Raw genomic sequence first — 14,619 nt, forward strand, 5'->3', positions numbered from 1 at the left:
CCGCAACAGCAGTGGGGGCAACAGGCACCCGGGTGGGGCCCGGCGGCCGGCCAGGTCGGCCCGGCAACGCCCGATGGGGTGCCGCTGGCCGGCTACTGGCAGCGGGTGGGCGCCTACATCCTCGACCTGCTCATCGTCGGAGCCCTGACGGCGATCTGCGGCGGCTACTGGCTGCTGAAGGCGATCCGGCCGTGGCTGGACCAGGTCACCGACGCCATCAACTCCAGCACGACCGACCCGCAGCGGCTCGAGGACCTCTCCAACAGCCTCTCGACCTATCTGACCGGCCGCGACTTCATGATCTTCACGGCGATCAGCCTGCTTGTCGGACTGATCTACCACGTCTTCTTCCTGACCCGGACCGGCGCCACCCCGGGCAAGATGGCGTTGCGGATCAGCGTCCGCGAGCGGGAGCGGCCGGGGCCGCTGCCGGTGCAGGTGGCGCTGCGCCGCTACCTGCTGACATTCGTCGTCAACGTCCTCGGCTGGGTGCCGGGCCTGCTCAGCGTGCTGGCGGGGCTGGTGGGCATCGCGGACCTGCTCTGGCCCGCGTGGGACCCGAAGCGGCAGGCGCTGCACGACAAGATCGCCGGCACCAACGTGGTGCGCGGCAAGCAGCCCCGGACGCCGGCGAACTCCTGACGACCCGGTTACCCATTGGTGGTTGTGGTGATCACGACAACGACCGATGGGTAGCCCGGTGGCAAGCCCTGACGTCGAACAGCCGGGGTCAGCGCGCCGGCAGGACTCGGCCCACGCACTCGCCGAGGCCGATGACGGCGCCGTTCGCGCCGGGGGCGGTGGCGCGGAGGATGACGGTGTCGCCGTCTTCGAGGAAGGTGCGGGTGCTGCCGGCGTCGAGCGTGATGGGTTCCTGACCGGACCAGCTCAGCTCGAGGAAGCAGCCGCGGGTCTCCTTCTCCGGGCCCGAGATCGTGCCTGAACCGAAGATGTCGCCGGAACGGAGAGTGGCGCCGTTGACCGTCATGTGGGTGAGCATCTGGGCGGGGGAGTAGTACATATCGCGGTACTCCGGCCGCGAGACGACCGAGCCGTTCCACTCGACCTCGTAGTGGATGTCCAGGCCGTATGCCGCCGCGCCCGTCAGGTAGGGCAACAGCGCCGGATCTTGGCCGGGGAGAGCCACTTTCGCCTCTGCGAGGGCGGCCGTGGGGGTGATCCAGGCGCCGATGGAGGTGGCGAAGGACTTGCCGAGGAAGGGACCGAGGGGGACGTATTCCCAGGCCTGGAGGTCGCGGGCGGACCAGTCGTTGAGGATGGTGACGCCGAAGATGTGATCCCAGGCCTGTTCGAGCGGGACGGGCTCGCCGAGGGTGGTGGCGCCGCCGACGACGAAGCCGAGTTCGGCCTCGATGTCGAGGCGGACACTGGGACCGAAGACGGGGGCATCGGCCTCCGGCGGCTTGCGCTGGCCGCAGGGCCGCACGATGTCGGTGCCGGTGACGACGATGGTTCCGGAGCGGCCGTGATAGCCGATGGGCAGATGCTTCCAGTTGGGTGTCAGCGGGGCCTGGTCAGGCCGGAACATCCGCCCGACATTGGTGGCGTGGTGCTCGCTGGCATAGAAGTCGACGTAGTCGGCCACGGTGATCGGCAGCAGGAGGGTCACGCCGTCCAGTGGGTGGAGGTTCGCACCGACGCAATCGTCATATTCGGCGCTGGCGAGCGTCTCCTGCAGCCAGGTGCGGGCCGAGGCCCAGGCGTGCGGCCCTTGGTCGAGAAACGGGTTGAGCGAGCCGCACTGCCATACCGCCCCCGACTCCATCCCCGCCCGCTCGGCGAGCCCGCCGATGGCCAGGGCGTGGTCGGCGACCCGGACGACGACGCGCGGGCCGTCGGAGAGGTCGGCCACGCCGTACGGCAGGTTGGCCAGGCCGAAGGGTTCGTCGGCGGGCAGGTCGCGCCACCAGCTCATGAGCGGGGTCCTTCCAGGACGTCGAGGGTGATCAGTTCCGTGATCGGGTCGGTGACGGTGCAGCAGCCGTATGACGGGAAGTCGCCGCGCAGGCGCGCCGCCGACACGGGGTTCAGCGCCGAGAGGCCGGCGATGAGTGGGCCGGGGTCGCGCTGCTCCAGGGTGGCCTGGATGGCCGACACCGGCCGGCCGGCCCGCGCCGCGGCGAAAGCGGCGAGGACGTTGAGGACGCCGTGCATGTCCTGGGGGTTGCGCCCGGGTGCCTCGGGATAGCTGCCGCGGACCGCGTGGTGCAGGCCGCCGGTCAGCTTGAGCGGCACCTCCATGGCGATGGCGCCCTGGATGCTGGTGGCGAGTTCGTGCTCGGTGGGCCAGGCCCAGGTGTCGGTAGCGCCGGTGCGGAACTTCGCGGCATACCGGGTGTCGGGCCGCTCGGCGGCGGCCGTCGCGATCTCGGTCAGCGCGAGCGCCTGCTCGGTGCCGCGGGGGATCTCGACGACCACCGTCGGGGCGGGCAGGTCGATCCTCTCCCAGCCCTCGTCCCACCCGATCTCGACGGCCCGTGGCTCGACGCGCGAGTCGGCGGAAGCGAGCTGCGCGGCATACTCCACCTCCTCGCGGGGCGTCCCCGGCCGGGCGGCGATGACGATCTGCAGCGGCCCGCTGTCCTGCGGGGGCGGGCTGGTCTCGGCGTCCTGCGGGTCAGTGAGCTCCGCGAGACCGGCGAGGTCGAGCGCCGCCGGTATCGCCGCCGGGGGCAGAAGCAGCGGGCCGATCAGGTCGCGGTGGAACCCGCGGGCGAGGCGGCGGTGCTCCGCCACCGCTGTGTCGAGCGGGCTGTTGCCGGGCGGGAACACGGCGGCGTCGTCGAAGAGGCTGGCGAAGAGCGCGCGTGGCAGTGACACGCGCCCCAACCTATCCGCCGGGAACGGGAGGCGACGTGTGGTCACCGTCCCGGTAAACGCAAGGCTCCCAACTCGTAACCGTTGATTCGGTCGGGCGCGCAACTCAATCGGCAACTTGGCGAGCAACTTTGGGTGGGCAAACGTGGGACTAGCCTTTGGCGAGAAACCGGCGAAGCGCTCAGGCCTGGCCGCACGCGGGAACGCACAGATGAGTCCCTCCATTGGAGGACAAGCCGCAGAAGGATCACGTGCGTAACCTGAGTCACATTCGTCACGTGCGTCGGGAGTTTGCATGCGTTTAATCCTGAGAACCGGCATGGCCGCCTGGGTCGCACTGAGCGTCGCCGCCTGTGGCGTCCTTCCGAGCAAGACCACCACCGTGGTCATCACCACGGGCGTTCCCTCTGGGGGTGAGCTCACGGAGCCCGAGACGCAGAGCGGTTCTCCGGAGTCAGAGGAGGCCGAGCCGGAGAGACCTGATGACACGAGCACGGCGTCAACCAGCGCCGGCCCCCAGACGCTGCAGGAAGCACTGGAGTTGGTCAAGCCCGCAGTCGCCAAGGTGAATGTCTCGTCATGGACCTCGGACTCCATGACGGAGACCTCCTACTGCGGTGTCCGCACTGGCACGGCGTTCGCCGTCACCCCCACCCTGCTGGTCACCGCCGCACACGTCGTCGAGGGGCGTGACCGGGTCCGCGTCACGAGCGGCCTCACGACCCAACCCGGAGCCGTGGTCGGCTACGACCGCGCCAAGGACGTTGCCTTGATCCAGGTCGAGCACGAACTGCCTGGGTCGCTGACGCTGCGGACTGACGTCGTGGCGCCTGGTGACCCGGTTGCGACATATGGGTATGCCGATGGCAAAGCGGCCTCGTATGTCGCCGGGACCGTCAACCGGCTCGACCAGAAGGCGCAGGTGGGCGAATACTTCATGACCCGCCTGCTTGAAGTCGATTTTGCCGCGCAACCCGGAAATAGCGGTGGCCCGGTGTTCACCATTGAGGGTGGCGTCGTGGGGTTGGTCGATGCCGGCGACGATGGCCCTGGGCATGAGTATGCCGTTTCGGCCGAGACAATTGCTCTGCTCGTCGCGCAGTGGGCTGGGAATCCGACGCGGACGGACGAGGCCGAGACGTCATGCCAGTACCTGGCCAACTTCGAGGCAGGGCCCGATACGGAACCGACATCCGAGGCCGTGGAGAGTGCGGCCCTCACCCTAATGACCTACTACCAGGCCGTCAACGACGCCGACTATTCATCCGCGCTCGCGCAGCTCGCGAATCCCGGTTCTCTCGAGGCGTTCCAGGACGGAGTCGAGACTTCCGAGATCTCCAACCTGGAGTACCTCTCGACGATGGAAGAGGCAGGCGAGCCGGTGATTGAGGTGTCCTTCACCAGCCGCCAGGAGGCGGGCAAAGGCCCCAAGGATCGCCCGGATGAGACCTGTACTCAATGGCGCATCCGCTACCAGTTCGAACCACGCGACAACATGTGGCTGATCGGCAAAGTCGGTCCCCTCCTGTGGGAGAGCCAGGCCGACTCACCTTGCTACTGAGGCTCGGTCTGCGCCGATCCGGAGCACACCGACTATGAGTAGTCACTGTTCAGACGCGGCCGCGGGTGGGGGTGCGCTCGACGGGGTCGTCGGGCTCTTCGGGCATGGTCATCTCGCCGCGGACGCCGAGGAGGCGGACCTCGCGCCCCTCCTCCATCCCCCCGACCAGGGCCAGGACGGCGCCGAGCACCGGCGCCCGATCGTGCGTCGGCTCGGGAAGCTTCTTCATCCGGTTCACGGTGAAGAAGGGCGCGTAGCGAACCTTCAGCCCAACCCGCACGATGGGCCGGCCCTCGGCGGCGCAATCGGCGAGCACTTGGTCGGTCAACACCTCCACGGCCGCGCGCACCTCTTCAGGCGTCTTGAGGTTCTCCTGGAACGTCGTCTCCCGGCTGTGGCTGCGCGCCACCCAGGGCGTGTCATCGACGACCGCAGAGCCCTCGCCGCGGCCGAGCGCGGCATACCAGGTGCCCATCTTGGGTCCGAACTCGGTGATGAGATCGTCGCGGTCGGCGGCGGCGAGCTCCGCCACGGTCTGTATGCCGTGGCTCCCCAGCCGCGTCGAGATCCGCGTGCCGACACCCCAGAGTTCGATGACGGGGCGGTGGCCCATCACCTGCATCCAGTTATCGCGCGTGAGGCGGAAGGTGCCGCGCGGCTTGCCGAAGTCGGTGGCGTTCTTGGCCCGAATCCGGTTGTCCCCGATGCCGATCGAGCAGTGCAGTGCCGTCGCGTCGAGGACGGCTGCCTGGATCCGGCGTGCCGCGACCTCCGGGTCGCCGGTGTCCGGAACCGCGATGAATGCCTCGTCCCATCCGAGCACCTCGACGGTCAGTCCGAGCGCCCGGACCGCAGCGAAGACCTCCGCCGACGCGGCGTCATACGCCGGCCCGTCGACAGGGAGGATCACGGCGTCGGGACACTTGCGCACGGCCAGCCGCAGCGGCATACCCGATCGGGCGCCGAAGGCGCGCGCCTCATAGCTGGCGGTCGAGACAACGGCTCGTTCACTCGGGTCGCCGCGCCCGCCGACGATGACCGGCAGGCCGGCCAGCTCGGGGCGCCGCCGGATCTCGACAGCCGCGATGAACTGGTCCATGTCGAGATGGAGCACCCAGTCCGGCATGTCCCCATCATCGAGGATCGGGCCGCTGGGCGAGCGCTTAGGCTGGCAAACGCACGCATCACCTCAGCATCATGTACGATGTGACCATGCGGACCACAGTTGATCTGCCGCCTGCCGTTCACGCCCGTGCCCGTGAGCTTGCTGCCCGTCGGGGCCAATCTCTTTCGGCCGTCGTTGCTGATCTCGCGATCCGAGGGCTTGCGCAACTGGATGAACCGGTGAGGCTGGCGATCAATCCGCAAACTGGCCTACCGGTGATTTCGCTCGGCCGCCGCATCACCAGTGCGGAAGTCGATGCGATCCTGGACGACGAATGACGACTTTCCTCCTGGACGCAAACGTCCTGATCGCCGTATCGCTGGCAGAGCACGAGCATTACGCACGGGCGTCGGCGTGGTTTGGTGCACAACCACGCGTAGCCATCTGCCCGAGCGTTGAGGGCGCACTCTTGCGATTTCTCATGCGTCTAGGGGAAAGGCCGTCCGCTGCCCAACAGGTCCTTGTAGCGCTGGCGAACCATCCGCGAATCGAGTTCTGGCCGGATGCGACCTCGTACTCCGACGTGGACCTAACGGGTCTGCAAGGTCATCGGCAAGTGACGGGCTTCTATCTCATCGAGGTCGCCCGGCGGCGCAATGGGCTGTTGGCGACCTTGGACTCGCGACTGGTAGCAGAGCGTCCGGATGACGCAGTCCTCATCCGCTGACGCGACCCCGGATAGGGTGGCCGGACCGGGGAGACCCCTCGGGACAATCCCAACGAGGTGAGACGTGGCGCACTACACGAGCATGGGCGCGGTGCCCCCGAAGCGGCATACGCAGCATCGCGACTCCGCCGGCAACCTCTACTACGAAGAGCTGATGGGGGAGGAGGGTTTCTCCTCCGACTCCTCGCTGCTCTATCACCGGCGCATCCCGAGCGAGATCAGCGCCGCCGAGGTGTGGCAGGTCCCCGACCAGACCCTCACGCCGAACCATCCGCTCAAGCCGCTGCACCTGAAGCTGCGCGACCTCTTCCCCGACGGCGGGCCGGGCGTCGATGCGGTCACCGGACGTCGCCTGATCCTCGGCAACAGCGACGTGCGGATCTCGTATGTCGTGGCGGAGAGTGCAAGTCCGTTCTACCGCAACGCGATCGGCGACGAACTCGTCTACATCGAGCGGGGGAGCGCCCAGGTCGAGACGGTTTTCGGATCCTTCGAGGTCGGCCGCGGCGACTATGTCGTCATCCCGCGCGCCACCACCCACCGCTGGCTGCCCAAACCTCCCGGCGACGACGCCGACCACGAGCCGCTGCGCGCCTACTGCATCGAGGCTGCCAGCCACATCACCTCGCCCAAGAGCTACCGAAGCCGCTTCGGCCAGCTGCTCGAGCACTCGCCATACTGCGAGCGCGACCTGCGCCTGCCGGAGGGGCCGCTGCTCGCAGAGGACATCGGTGCCGACGCCGGCGACGAGACCCAGGTCTATGTCAAGCACCGCGGCCCCGGCCCGGGCGGCATCGCCGGCACGATCTATACCCACCCCTTCCACGTCCTCGACGTCGTCGGGTGGGACGGCTGCCTCTATCCCTACGTCTTCAACATCAGCGACTTCGAGCCGATCACCGGCCGGGTCCACCAGCCGCCGCCCGCCCACCAGGTCTTCGAGGCCTGGAACGTCGTCGTCTGCAACTTTGTGCCCCGCAAGGTCGATTACCACCCCCTCGCCATCCCCGTGCCCTACTACCACTCCAATGTCGACTCCGACGAAGTCATGTTCTATGTCGACGGCGACTACGAAGCCCGCAAGGGCTCCGGCATCGGCATCGGCTCGGTCTCGCTGCACCCCGGCGGGCACGCCCACGGCCCGCAGCCCGGGGCCATGGAGCGCTCCCTCGGCGCGGAGTATTTCGACGAGACCGCGGTCATGGTCGACACCTTCAAGCCCCTCGAACTCGGCGAGGGCGCCCTCGCCTGCGACGACGGACGCTACCTGCTCTCCTGGCACACGACGAACTCCGTCCCGGAGCCGTAAGCGCTCGCGTCACGAGCCCCTAAGCTGGGCCCATGTCGATCGCGCCCGTGGAGGAGGAGGTCACCTCCGCAGGCACCGACGAGGCGCTGGACGTCCCGTGGATCACCTTGGTCTGGAACGACCCGGTCAACCTGATGTCCTATGTCACCTACGTCTTCCAGAGCTACTTCGGCTACACCCGCGAGAAGTCCGAGAAGCTCATGCTCGATGTCCACACCAAAGGCAAGGCGGTCGTGAGCACCGGGCCGCGGGAGAAGATGGAGATCGACACCGAGGCCCTGCAGGGCTACGGCCTGTGGGCGACCTTCCAGAAGGACATCTGAGCGTGGCGCGCGGATTCGTCAAACGTGGCAAGGGCGCCGGGGTGCGGTATGCCGCCCGCCTGGACGAGGCGGAGCGGGCTCTGCTCATCGAGTTGTTCGGTCAGGTCCGCGATCTGATCGCGCCGCCGGGTTCCGTTGCCGCGCAACCGGATACACCGCCGGAGGGCGACGATCCCTTCGACGCGATCGTCGCCGGGCTCGGCGCCGACTTCGGCAATGTCACCGTGCCCGATTCACCGGCCGATCTCGGCGGCCGAGGGTTCGGTGGTGAGGACCGGGATCCGGCGCTCGATCGGCTCTTCCCCGCCCCCAACCCCACCGACGAGGAAGCAGCCAAGGAGTTCCGGCGCCTGACCGAGGCGTCCCTGCGCGACCGCAAGATCAGCGGTCTGGACGCGGCGTGCGCGGCCCTGGCCAAGAGCGTCGATGATCGCTTCGAGTTGAGTGAGGACACGGCGCGTTCGTTTCTCGTCGCCCTCACCGACGTGCGCCTCGTCCTCGGCGACCGGCTCGGCCTGCGCGAGGACGCCGACGCCCAGCGCCTCCAGGAGATCGCGGAGATCGCCGATCCGGCCGACCCCGCGGCCTACGCCATCGTCGTCTACGACTTCCTCACCTGGCTGCAGGAGACACTCGCCACGTCGATGCTTCCGAAGCGCTGACGCTGGCTTAGGGTCTCCTTCGTGGACGCACCCATCGGGATCTTCGATTCCGGCTACGGCGGCTTGACGGTTGCCCGAGCGGTTCTCGATCAGCTGCCCCACGAGTCGGTGGCCTATCTCGGCGACACCGCCCGGGCGCCATACGGCCCGCGGCCGATCGCCGAGACGCGTCAGTTCGCCCTCGAATGCCTCGACCGGCTCGTCGATCACGGCGTGAAGATCCTCGTCATCGCCTGCAACACCGCCAGCGCCGCCGTGCTCCACGACGCCCGCGAGCGGTATGACGTGCCGACCATCGAAGTGATCCGGCCGGCGGTGCGGCGGGCCGCCCGCGCCACCCGCAACCAGCGTGTCGGGGTGATCTCGACAAAGGGCACGCACACGTCGAGGGCCTATATCGACGCCTTCGCTGCGGCCCCCGACATCGACGTCTTCTCCAAGCCGTGCCCGCGCTTCGTCGAGTTCGTCGAGTCCGGGATCACCGGCGGGCCGGAGCTGCTCACGGTGGCGCACGAGTACCTGGATCCGTTGGCGGAGAAGGACATCGACACCCTCGTCCTCGGGTGCACGCACTACCCCCTGCTCACCGGCGTGATCTCCTATGTGATGGGGGAGGGCGTCACCCTCGTCAGCTCGGCGGAGGAAACGGCCAAGGACGTCTACCGCACCCTGGCCGACCTCGACGCCCTCCGCCCGGACGAGTTGCCGCCGCCCACGCACGGGTTCTCCACCACCGGAGACCCCGAGGAGTTCCGCCGCCTCGCCCGCCGGTTCCTCGGCCCGGAGGTCGGGGACGTCTTCGGCAATCTCGCCCAGGCCCCGCTCGCGGTCGGTGTCCCATGAAGCTGACCGTCATCGGCTGCGCCGGGTCCTTCGCCGGCCCGGCGTCCCCGGCCTCGTGCTATCTCGTCCAGGCCGAGCAGGGCGGCCGGCTCTGGTCGATCCTCCTCGACATGGGCAATGGGTCCTTGGGTGCGTTGCAGCGCCACCTCGACCCGTGCGCCGTGGACGCCGTCTTCGTCACCCACCTGCACCCGGATCACTGTCTGGACCTGACCGGTTTCTACGTCTACCGCAAGTACCACCCGGGGGGGCCGTGCACACACCGCGTCCCCGTCTACGCCCCGGCGGGTGCCGAGGACCGCATCCACGCGGCATACGAAGGCATCGACGCCGACGGGATGAACGCGCAACTCGACTTCCGCGTCGTCGGCGAGGGCAGCGTCGTGGAGGTCGGGCCGTTCCGGCTCACGACGCACGCGATGAACCATCCCGTCGAGACCTACGGCTACCGCGTCGAGGCGGGCGGCTCCGTGCTCGCCTTCACCGGCGACACCGACACCTGCCCGGGCCTGCTCACGCTCGCCGCGCACGCGGACCTCCTGCTCACCGATTGCGCGTTCGTCGACGGCCGCGACCCGCTCCCGGACATCCACCTCAGCGGGAGCCGGGCGGCGGCGGCCGCCGTCGCCGCCGGCGCGAAACGGTTGATGCTCACCCACATCCCCGCGTGGAACGACCCGCAGGTATGCCGCGCGCAAGCCGCCGCTGTCTGGCCCGGCGAGGTCGAACTCGCCGCGCCGGATGCGAACTACGTGATCTGAGAACGTCCGGTTACGGTGTCGCCATGACCCGACACGACGGCCGCGCCGCCGACGCTCTCCGCGAGATCCGCATCACCCGCAATTGGCTCGACCACGCCGAGGGGAGCGTGCTGGTCGAGTTCGGGCGCACTCGCGTGCTGTGCGCCGCATCCTTCACCGAGGGTGTGCCCCGCTGGCTCAAAGGCAAGGGCACGGGCTGGGTCACGGCGGAATACGAGATGCTGCCCCGGTCGACCAACACCCGCTCCGACCGGGAGTCCCGCAAGGGCAAGGTCGGCGGGCGCACCCACGAGATCTCCCGGCTCATCGGCCGGTCCCTGCGGGCCATCATCGACACGAAAGCGTTGGGGGAGAACACGATCGTGCTCGACTGTGACGTCCTGCAGGCCGACGGCGGCACCCGGACGGCCGCGATCACCGGTGCCTATGTCGCCCTGGCGGACGCCATCGCCGATGCCCACGCCCGCGGTCTCATCCCGGCCTCGGCGCACCCGCTCACCGGGTCGGTCGCGGCGGTCAGCGTGGGCGTGGTCGAGGGCGTGCCCGTGCTCGATCTCGACTACCCGGAGGACTCGACCGCCGAGACGGACATGAATGTCGTCATGACTGGCGACGGGCGGTTCGTCGAGGTCCAGGGCACGGCCGAAGGGGAGCCCTTCGACCGGGATCTGCTCGGGGCGCTGCTCGACCTCGCCGCCACAGGGATCGAGGAATTGACGCGCCTGCAGGCCTCCGCCCTCGACGCGCCGGCCCGGGAGCGGGTGCGGTGAGCCGGCGCATCGTGCTGGCGACGCGCAACGAGCACAAGGTCCACGAGCTGCGCCAGATCCTGTCCGCCGTCTGCCGCGACCTGGGCCTGGAGATCGTCGGCGCCGCCGACTTCCCAGAGGTCCCGGACGTGCCGGAAACCGAGGTCACGTTCGCCGGCAACGCGCGCCTGAAAGCCGAAGCTCTCGCCGCCGCAACGGGTTTGCCCGCCCTCGCCGACGACTCCGGCCTTGCCGTCGAGGTGCTGGGCGGGTGTCCCGGCGTCTTCAGCGCCCGCTGGTCGGGCAGCCACGCCGGCGCCGACGCCCGGCGCGCCGAGAAGGACCGGGCCAATCTCACCCTGCTGCTGGAGCAGGTCGCCGACGTCCCCGAGGAGCACCGCGGCGCCGCCTTCGTCTGCGCGGCGGTGCTGGCGATCCCCGGACAGGACTCGGCGACCTGCGAGGGCCGGGTGACCGGGCGACTTGCATACGGCCCGCGGGGCACCAACGGCTTCGGCTACGACCCGGTCTTCATCCCCGACGCCGACCCGGCCCGCACACTCGCGGAGTTCAGCGACACGGAGAAGAACGCGATCTCCCACCGCGGCAACGCCTTCCGCGCGATGGAGCCGGTGCTGCGCGAACGACTCGGGGTTTGAGAGTCACTCGAACGGGATCGAGACCTCGACGTCGACGGCGTCCTTGAGCTTCAGCGCACCCATCATCGTCGAGTAGGGCTTGATGCCGAAGTCGCTCTGCACGATGGTGCCCGTCAGGCGCAGTTCACCGGGTGCGGGCTGGTCGAGGGTCAGGTCGAGGGGGGCGGTCGTGTCGTTGATGGTCATGCCGCCGCGGACCAAGCCTGCGTCCCACGTGCCGGAGATGTCCGTGGCGGTGAAGCGCAGTTCGGGGTGCTTCTTGGCGTTCAGGGCTTTGGCGGCGTTGTCGAGGATCTTGCCCTTGTCGCCCGCGCTGAGCGGCTTGGCGCCTCCGGTGCCGTCGCGGACCTCCAGGCTGGTGAGGTCAGCCGTCATCGACACGCTCGACGCCGCCGGTGTCTTGCCGATCTCGACCTGGGCCGCCCAGGACGTGGCCTCGATGACGAGGTTGTGGCCCATCGCGGCTGCCGGGCCGTCGGTGAAGGTCTTGACGAGCAGGGCGCCGTTGTCGGCGGAGAGGTCGTAGCTGCCGGTGGGAATCGTCATGGTGCCAGTCTGCTCCTGCAGGGCCGGCCGGGGAGATCGGGGGCGTGTGATGTCCCGAGACTCATTCCGTGCGCGAGGCGGGACTTGAACCCGCATACCCGAAGGCACCAGAACCTAAATCTGGCGCGTCTGCCAATTCCGCCACTCGCGCGCGAACGACAACTCTAGATCAGCCTCGGGGTAGGTTGACGCGTGTGAGCATTCGTCTCGAACCTGGCGACACCGCCCCGGACTTCACGTTGACCGACGACACCGGTGCGCCGGTCTCGCTCGCCGACTTCCACGGCCGCAAGGTCATCCTCTACGCCTACCCGAAGGCGATGACGCCCGGCTGCACCACCCAGGCGTGCGACTTCACCGAATCGCTGGACCGGTTGCAGGGCGAGGGGTATGACGTGGTCGGCGTCTCCCCGGACAGCCCGGCGTCGCTGGCGAAGTTCCGCGAGCGCGACCACCTGACCATCCGCCTGCTGTCCGATCCGGACAAGGCGATGCTCACCGCATACGGCGCGTTCGGCGAGAAGAAGAACTACGGCAAGGTGGTCCAGGGCGTGATTCGCTCGACATTCGTGGTCGACGAGGCCGGCAAGATCGCCAACGCGTGGTACAACGTCAAGGCCACCGGGCACGTCGCCAAATTGCGTCGCGATCTCGGCCTCGACTGACCGGCAGATTGAAGGAGAACCCCCATGAGTGACCCGTCGGTCGAGAAGCTGCGCGCCGATATCGCCGCCAGCCGGGAGCGCCTCGCGCAGACCGTCGACGAACTGACCACCAAGGCCGCACCCAAGGCGATCGTGCAGCGCCAGACCGAGTCGGCCAAGGCTCGGTTCGCGGCGGCGACGACCACGCCGTCCGGGGACCTGCGCACCGAGCGCATCGCCGCGGTCGCAGCGGCCCTGGCCGTCGTCCTCGTCGTGCGCTGCATCCTGCGCCGCCGCTCCTCCTAGACGAGCGTGGCCAAGGCCAAGGGCGAGGCAGCCCCCGGGCTGCCCATCCGTATGCTGCACGATCGCCTCCTCGTCTCCCTCGAGGGTCAGGAGGGCGAGCGGCGCTCCGGCGGCGGCATACTCATCCCCGCGACGGCCAGCGTCGGCCGGCGCCTCGCCTGGGGCGAGGTCGTCGCCACCGGCCCCAACGCCCGCCAGGTCGAGGTCGGCGACCGGGTGCTCTTCGACCCCGAGGAGCGCGGCGAGGTCGAACTGCAGGCCAAGTCCTACACCCTCCTGCGCGAACGCGACCTGCACGCCATCGCCGCCCGCCGCGTGTCCGGCGAGGGCCACACCGGTCTCTATCTCTGAGCCCCCACCGGACGAACTGGCCCCCGCTCGGGACAGCCAGAATACGAAGGACAGGTTTTGACCGGTCGAAGCGCCGGTATTCGGCTCTCCTTGTATTCCGAATGTCACCATTCCGAATGTCACCAGGTCGGTCCGGCCGACGCCGTGCCCGGCGTCACGTGGTGACGGGGCGCCCCAGGCCGTCGACGATCTCGGCGCCCGGCAGATCGGCGAAGGCCGCACCCGGGATGAGCAGCTTGCTGCGGCGCAGGCCGCTGCCGATCACCACGACGTCCTGCCCGGTCAGGGCGGCGTCGACGAAGATGCGCCAACCGGCCGGCAGACCGACGGGGGTGATGCCGCCATACTCCATGCCCGTTTCGGCGACGGCGCGCTCCATCGGGTGGAAGGACGCCTTGCGGACATCGAGGCGGCGTTTGGCCAGGTTGTTGACGTCGGCGCGGGTGTCGGCGGGGACGACGCAGGCGGCGATGCGTTCCTCGCCGCCGCGGGAGCCAGAGATGACAACGCAATTGCCGCTGGCCGCGAGATCCAGGTCGTATGCCGCGACGAGCGCCTCGGTGTCCGCGAGCGCCGGGTCGATCTCGACGACGGCGAGGCGGCCCGCGAACTCGGGGTCGGCGCTCAGCGCCGCCGCAGCCCGTGCGGCGACGAGATCGAGCCGCTCGGGGAGGGGCAGTGAGGTCAGGCCGGGGAGGGCGGGCAACGGCATACCGGAACCCTAATCGGACCTGGGGGTCCGGTTCAGGGACAATGGCACGCGTGCCCGCCCCTCGCCGACGCATCCGGTTCGCCCTGATCGCCCTCCTTCTCGCCGTCTTCTCGGTGTGTCTCGCCGGGCCCGCCGGCGCCCACTCCGATCTGGAGTCCAGCAGCCCCAAAGCCGGGGCGACGCTGACCGAGTTGCCCACCGAGGTCACCCTGACCTTCAACGAGAAGGTGCAAGAGGGCTTCAGTCAGGTCGCCGTCGTCGACGGGGAGGGACTGTCGGTCACCGACGGCGACCCGGTCAGCGATGGTGCGACCGTGACCCAGCCGCTCATGGCGAAGCTGCACCCCGGCGGCTATGTCATCAACTTCAAGGTGGTCAGCGCCGACGGGCACCCCATCAGCGACGCCATCCCGTTCACGATCGCCGAGGGCGCCGGCTCCGCTTCGGCGACGGAGAGCGATTCCCCCACGAGCGCCGAGGCGTCGGCCTCCGCGCCGGCCGCGACCACCCCGGCCGCCACGGG

20 protein-coding genes and 1 tRNA gene are annotated in these 14,619 nt (G+C 69.1%); 15 read left to right on the forward strand and 6 right to left on the reverse strand.

Annotation, left to right across the window (positions count from 1 at the left end):
- The coding region (locus tag BN11_RS09015) for an RDD family protein (RefSeq protein ID WP_048696801.1) at positions 1–642 on the forward strand (642 nt) is incomplete at its 5' end.
- 88 nt (positions 643–730) lie between these two features.
- On the opposite strand, the gene fahA is transcribed toward BN11_RS09015, so the two are convergent.
- Both fahA and BN11_RS09025 read right to left on the reverse strand, forming a co-directional pair.
- Positions 731–1,936 (reverse strand): fumarylacetoacetase, encoded by a 1,206-nt coding sequence (gene fahA / locus BN11_RS09020; RefSeq protein WP_048696804.1) that lies wholly within the window; start codon positions 1,934–1,936, stop codon positions 731–733.
- Entirely contained in the window at positions 1,933–2,841 is a 909-nt protein-coding gene (locus BN11_RS09025) for a hypothetical protein (protein ID WP_083433637.1), read from the reverse strand. The genes fahA and BN11_RS09025 overlap by 4 nt, the downstream gene beginning before the upstream one ends.
- A 292-nt stretch (positions 2,842–3,133) precedes the next feature.
- Here BN11_RS09025 and BN11_RS09030 point away from each other — a divergent pair, with 292 nt between their 5' ends.
- On the forward strand, positions 3,134–4,399 hold the full coding sequence (locus BN11_RS09030) for a S1 family peptidase (RefSeq protein ID WP_083433638.1): 1,266 nt from the start codon (positions 3,134–3,136) through the stop codon (positions 4,397–4,399).
- Positions 4,400–4,448: 49 nt separating this feature from the next.
- On the opposite strand, the gene BN11_RS09035 is transcribed toward BN11_RS09030, so the two are convergent.
- Positions 4,449–5,525 carry a DNA polymerase IV gene (locus BN11_RS09035; protein ID WP_048696811.1) on the reverse strand — a complete coding sequence of 359 codons (1,077 nt, stop codon included), beginning with the start codon at positions 5,523–5,525 and terminating at the stop codon, positions 4,449–4,451.
- 86 nt (positions 5,526–5,611) lie between these two features.
- Here BN11_RS09035 and BN11_RS21810 point away from each other — a divergent pair, with 86 nt between their 5' ends.
- The 9 genes from BN11_RS21810 (at position 5,612) to rdgB (ending at position 11,537) form a co-directional block, all read left to right on the forward strand.
- Positions 5,612–5,842, forward strand: a complete 231-nt coding sequence (locus BN11_RS21810) for a hypothetical protein (RefSeq protein ID WP_083433639.1) — start codon at positions 5,612–5,614, stop codon at positions 5,840–5,842.
- Entirely contained in the window at positions 5,839–6,231 is a 393-nt protein-coding gene (locus tag BN11_RS26105) for a PIN domain-containing protein (protein WP_048696814.1), read from the forward strand. The genes BN11_RS21810 and BN11_RS26105 overlap by 4 nt, the downstream gene beginning before the upstream one ends.
- Positions 6,232–6,295: 64 nt before the next feature.
- Positions 6,296–7,540: a homogentisate 1,2-dioxygenase gene (locus BN11_RS09045; RefSeq protein ID WP_048696817.1), complete on the forward strand. Its 1,245-nt coding sequence runs from the start codon at positions 6,296–6,298 to the stop codon at positions 7,538–7,540.
- Between the two features lie 32 nt (positions 7,541–7,572).
- Positions 7,573–7,863, forward strand: coding sequence for an ATP-dependent Clp protease adapter ClpS (gene clpS, locus BN11_RS09050; RefSeq protein WP_048696820.1), 291 nt, complete (start codon positions 7,573–7,575; stop codon positions 7,861–7,863).
- Between the two features lie 2 nt (positions 7,864–7,865).
- Positions 7,866–8,525, forward strand: a complete 660-nt coding sequence (locus tag BN11_RS09055; protein ID WP_048696823.1) for a DUF2017 domain-containing protein — start codon at positions 7,866–7,868, stop codon at positions 8,523–8,525.
- A gap of 21 nt (positions 8,526–8,546) precedes the next feature.
- Complete coding sequence (murI, locus tag BN11_RS09060; protein ID WP_048696827.1) at positions 8,547–9,368, forward strand: glutamate racemase; 822 nt, start codon at positions 8,547–8,549, stop codon at positions 9,366–9,368.
- Entirely contained in the window at positions 9,365–10,129 is a 765-nt protein-coding gene (locus BN11_RS09065; RefSeq protein WP_048696830.1) for an MBL fold metallo-hydrolase, read from the forward strand. The genes murI and BN11_RS09065 overlap by 4 nt, the downstream gene beginning before the upstream one ends.
- Positions 10,130–10,152: 23 nt before the next feature.
- Positions 10,153–10,899, forward strand: coding sequence for a ribonuclease PH (gene rph, locus BN11_RS09070; RefSeq protein ID WP_048696833.1), 747 nt, complete (start codon positions 10,153–10,155; stop codon positions 10,897–10,899).
- The gene (gene rdgB, locus BN11_RS09075) at positions 10,896–11,537 is read left to right on the forward strand and encodes an RdgB/HAM1 family non-canonical purine NTP pyrophosphatase (protein WP_048696837.1); all 642 of its coding nucleotides are present in this window, start codon (positions 10,896–10,898) and stop codon (positions 11,535–11,537) included. The genes rph and rdgB overlap by 4 nt, the downstream gene beginning before the upstream one ends.
- 3 nt (positions 11,538–11,540) lie before the next feature.
- Here the strand turns inward: rdgB and BN11_RS09080 are convergent, their stop codons facing one another.
- Entirely contained in the window at positions 11,541–12,083 is a 543-nt protein-coding gene (locus BN11_RS09080) for a YceI family protein (protein ID WP_048696839.1), read from the reverse strand.
- 69 nt (positions 12,084–12,152) lie between these two features.
- Positions 12,153–12,234 (reverse strand) — tRNA-Leu (locus BN11_RS09085).
- A gap of 43 nt (positions 12,235–12,277) precedes the next feature.
- Between BN11_RS09085 and bcp the strand changes: the two genes are divergently transcribed.
- The 3 genes from bcp to BN11_RS09100 are packed head-to-tail and all read left to right on the forward strand — an operon-like array spanning position 12,278 to position 13,384.
- Complete coding sequence (gene bcp, locus BN11_RS09090) at positions 12,278–12,748, forward strand: thioredoxin-dependent thiol peroxidase (protein WP_048696842.1); 471 nt, start codon at positions 12,278–12,280, stop codon at positions 12,746–12,748.
- 24 nt (positions 12,749–12,772) lie between these two features.
- On the forward strand, positions 12,773–13,033 hold the full coding sequence (locus BN11_RS09095) for a DUF3618 domain-containing protein (RefSeq protein WP_048696845.1): 261 nt from the start codon (positions 12,773–12,775) through the stop codon (positions 13,031–13,033).
- Between the two features lie 51 nt (positions 13,034–13,084).
- Positions 13,085–13,384, forward strand: coding sequence for a GroES family chaperonin (locus tag BN11_RS09100; protein WP_048701125.1), 300 nt, complete (start codon positions 13,085–13,087; stop codon positions 13,382–13,384).
- 154 nt (positions 13,385–13,538) lie between these two features.
- On the opposite strand, the gene BN11_RS09105 is transcribed toward BN11_RS09100, so the two are convergent.
- Positions 13,539–14,096 carry a YbaK/EbsC family protein gene (locus tag BN11_RS09105; RefSeq protein ID WP_048696848.1) on the reverse strand — a complete coding sequence of 186 codons (558 nt, stop codon included), beginning with the start codon at positions 14,094–14,096 and terminating at the stop codon, positions 13,539–13,541.
- Between the two features lie 50 nt (positions 14,097–14,146).
- On the opposite strand from BN11_RS09105, the gene BN11_RS09110 reads away from it, so the two are divergent.
- The coding region (locus tag BN11_RS09110; RefSeq protein WP_162213195.1) for a copper resistance CopC family protein at positions 14,147–14,619 on the forward strand (473 nt) is incomplete at its 3' end.

The sequence above is a fragment of the Nostocoides australiense Ben110 genome (assembly GCF_001050535.1).
GTDB lineage: Bacteria > Actinomycetota > Actinomycetes > Actinomycetales > Dermatophilaceae > Nostocoides_A > Nostocoides_A australiense.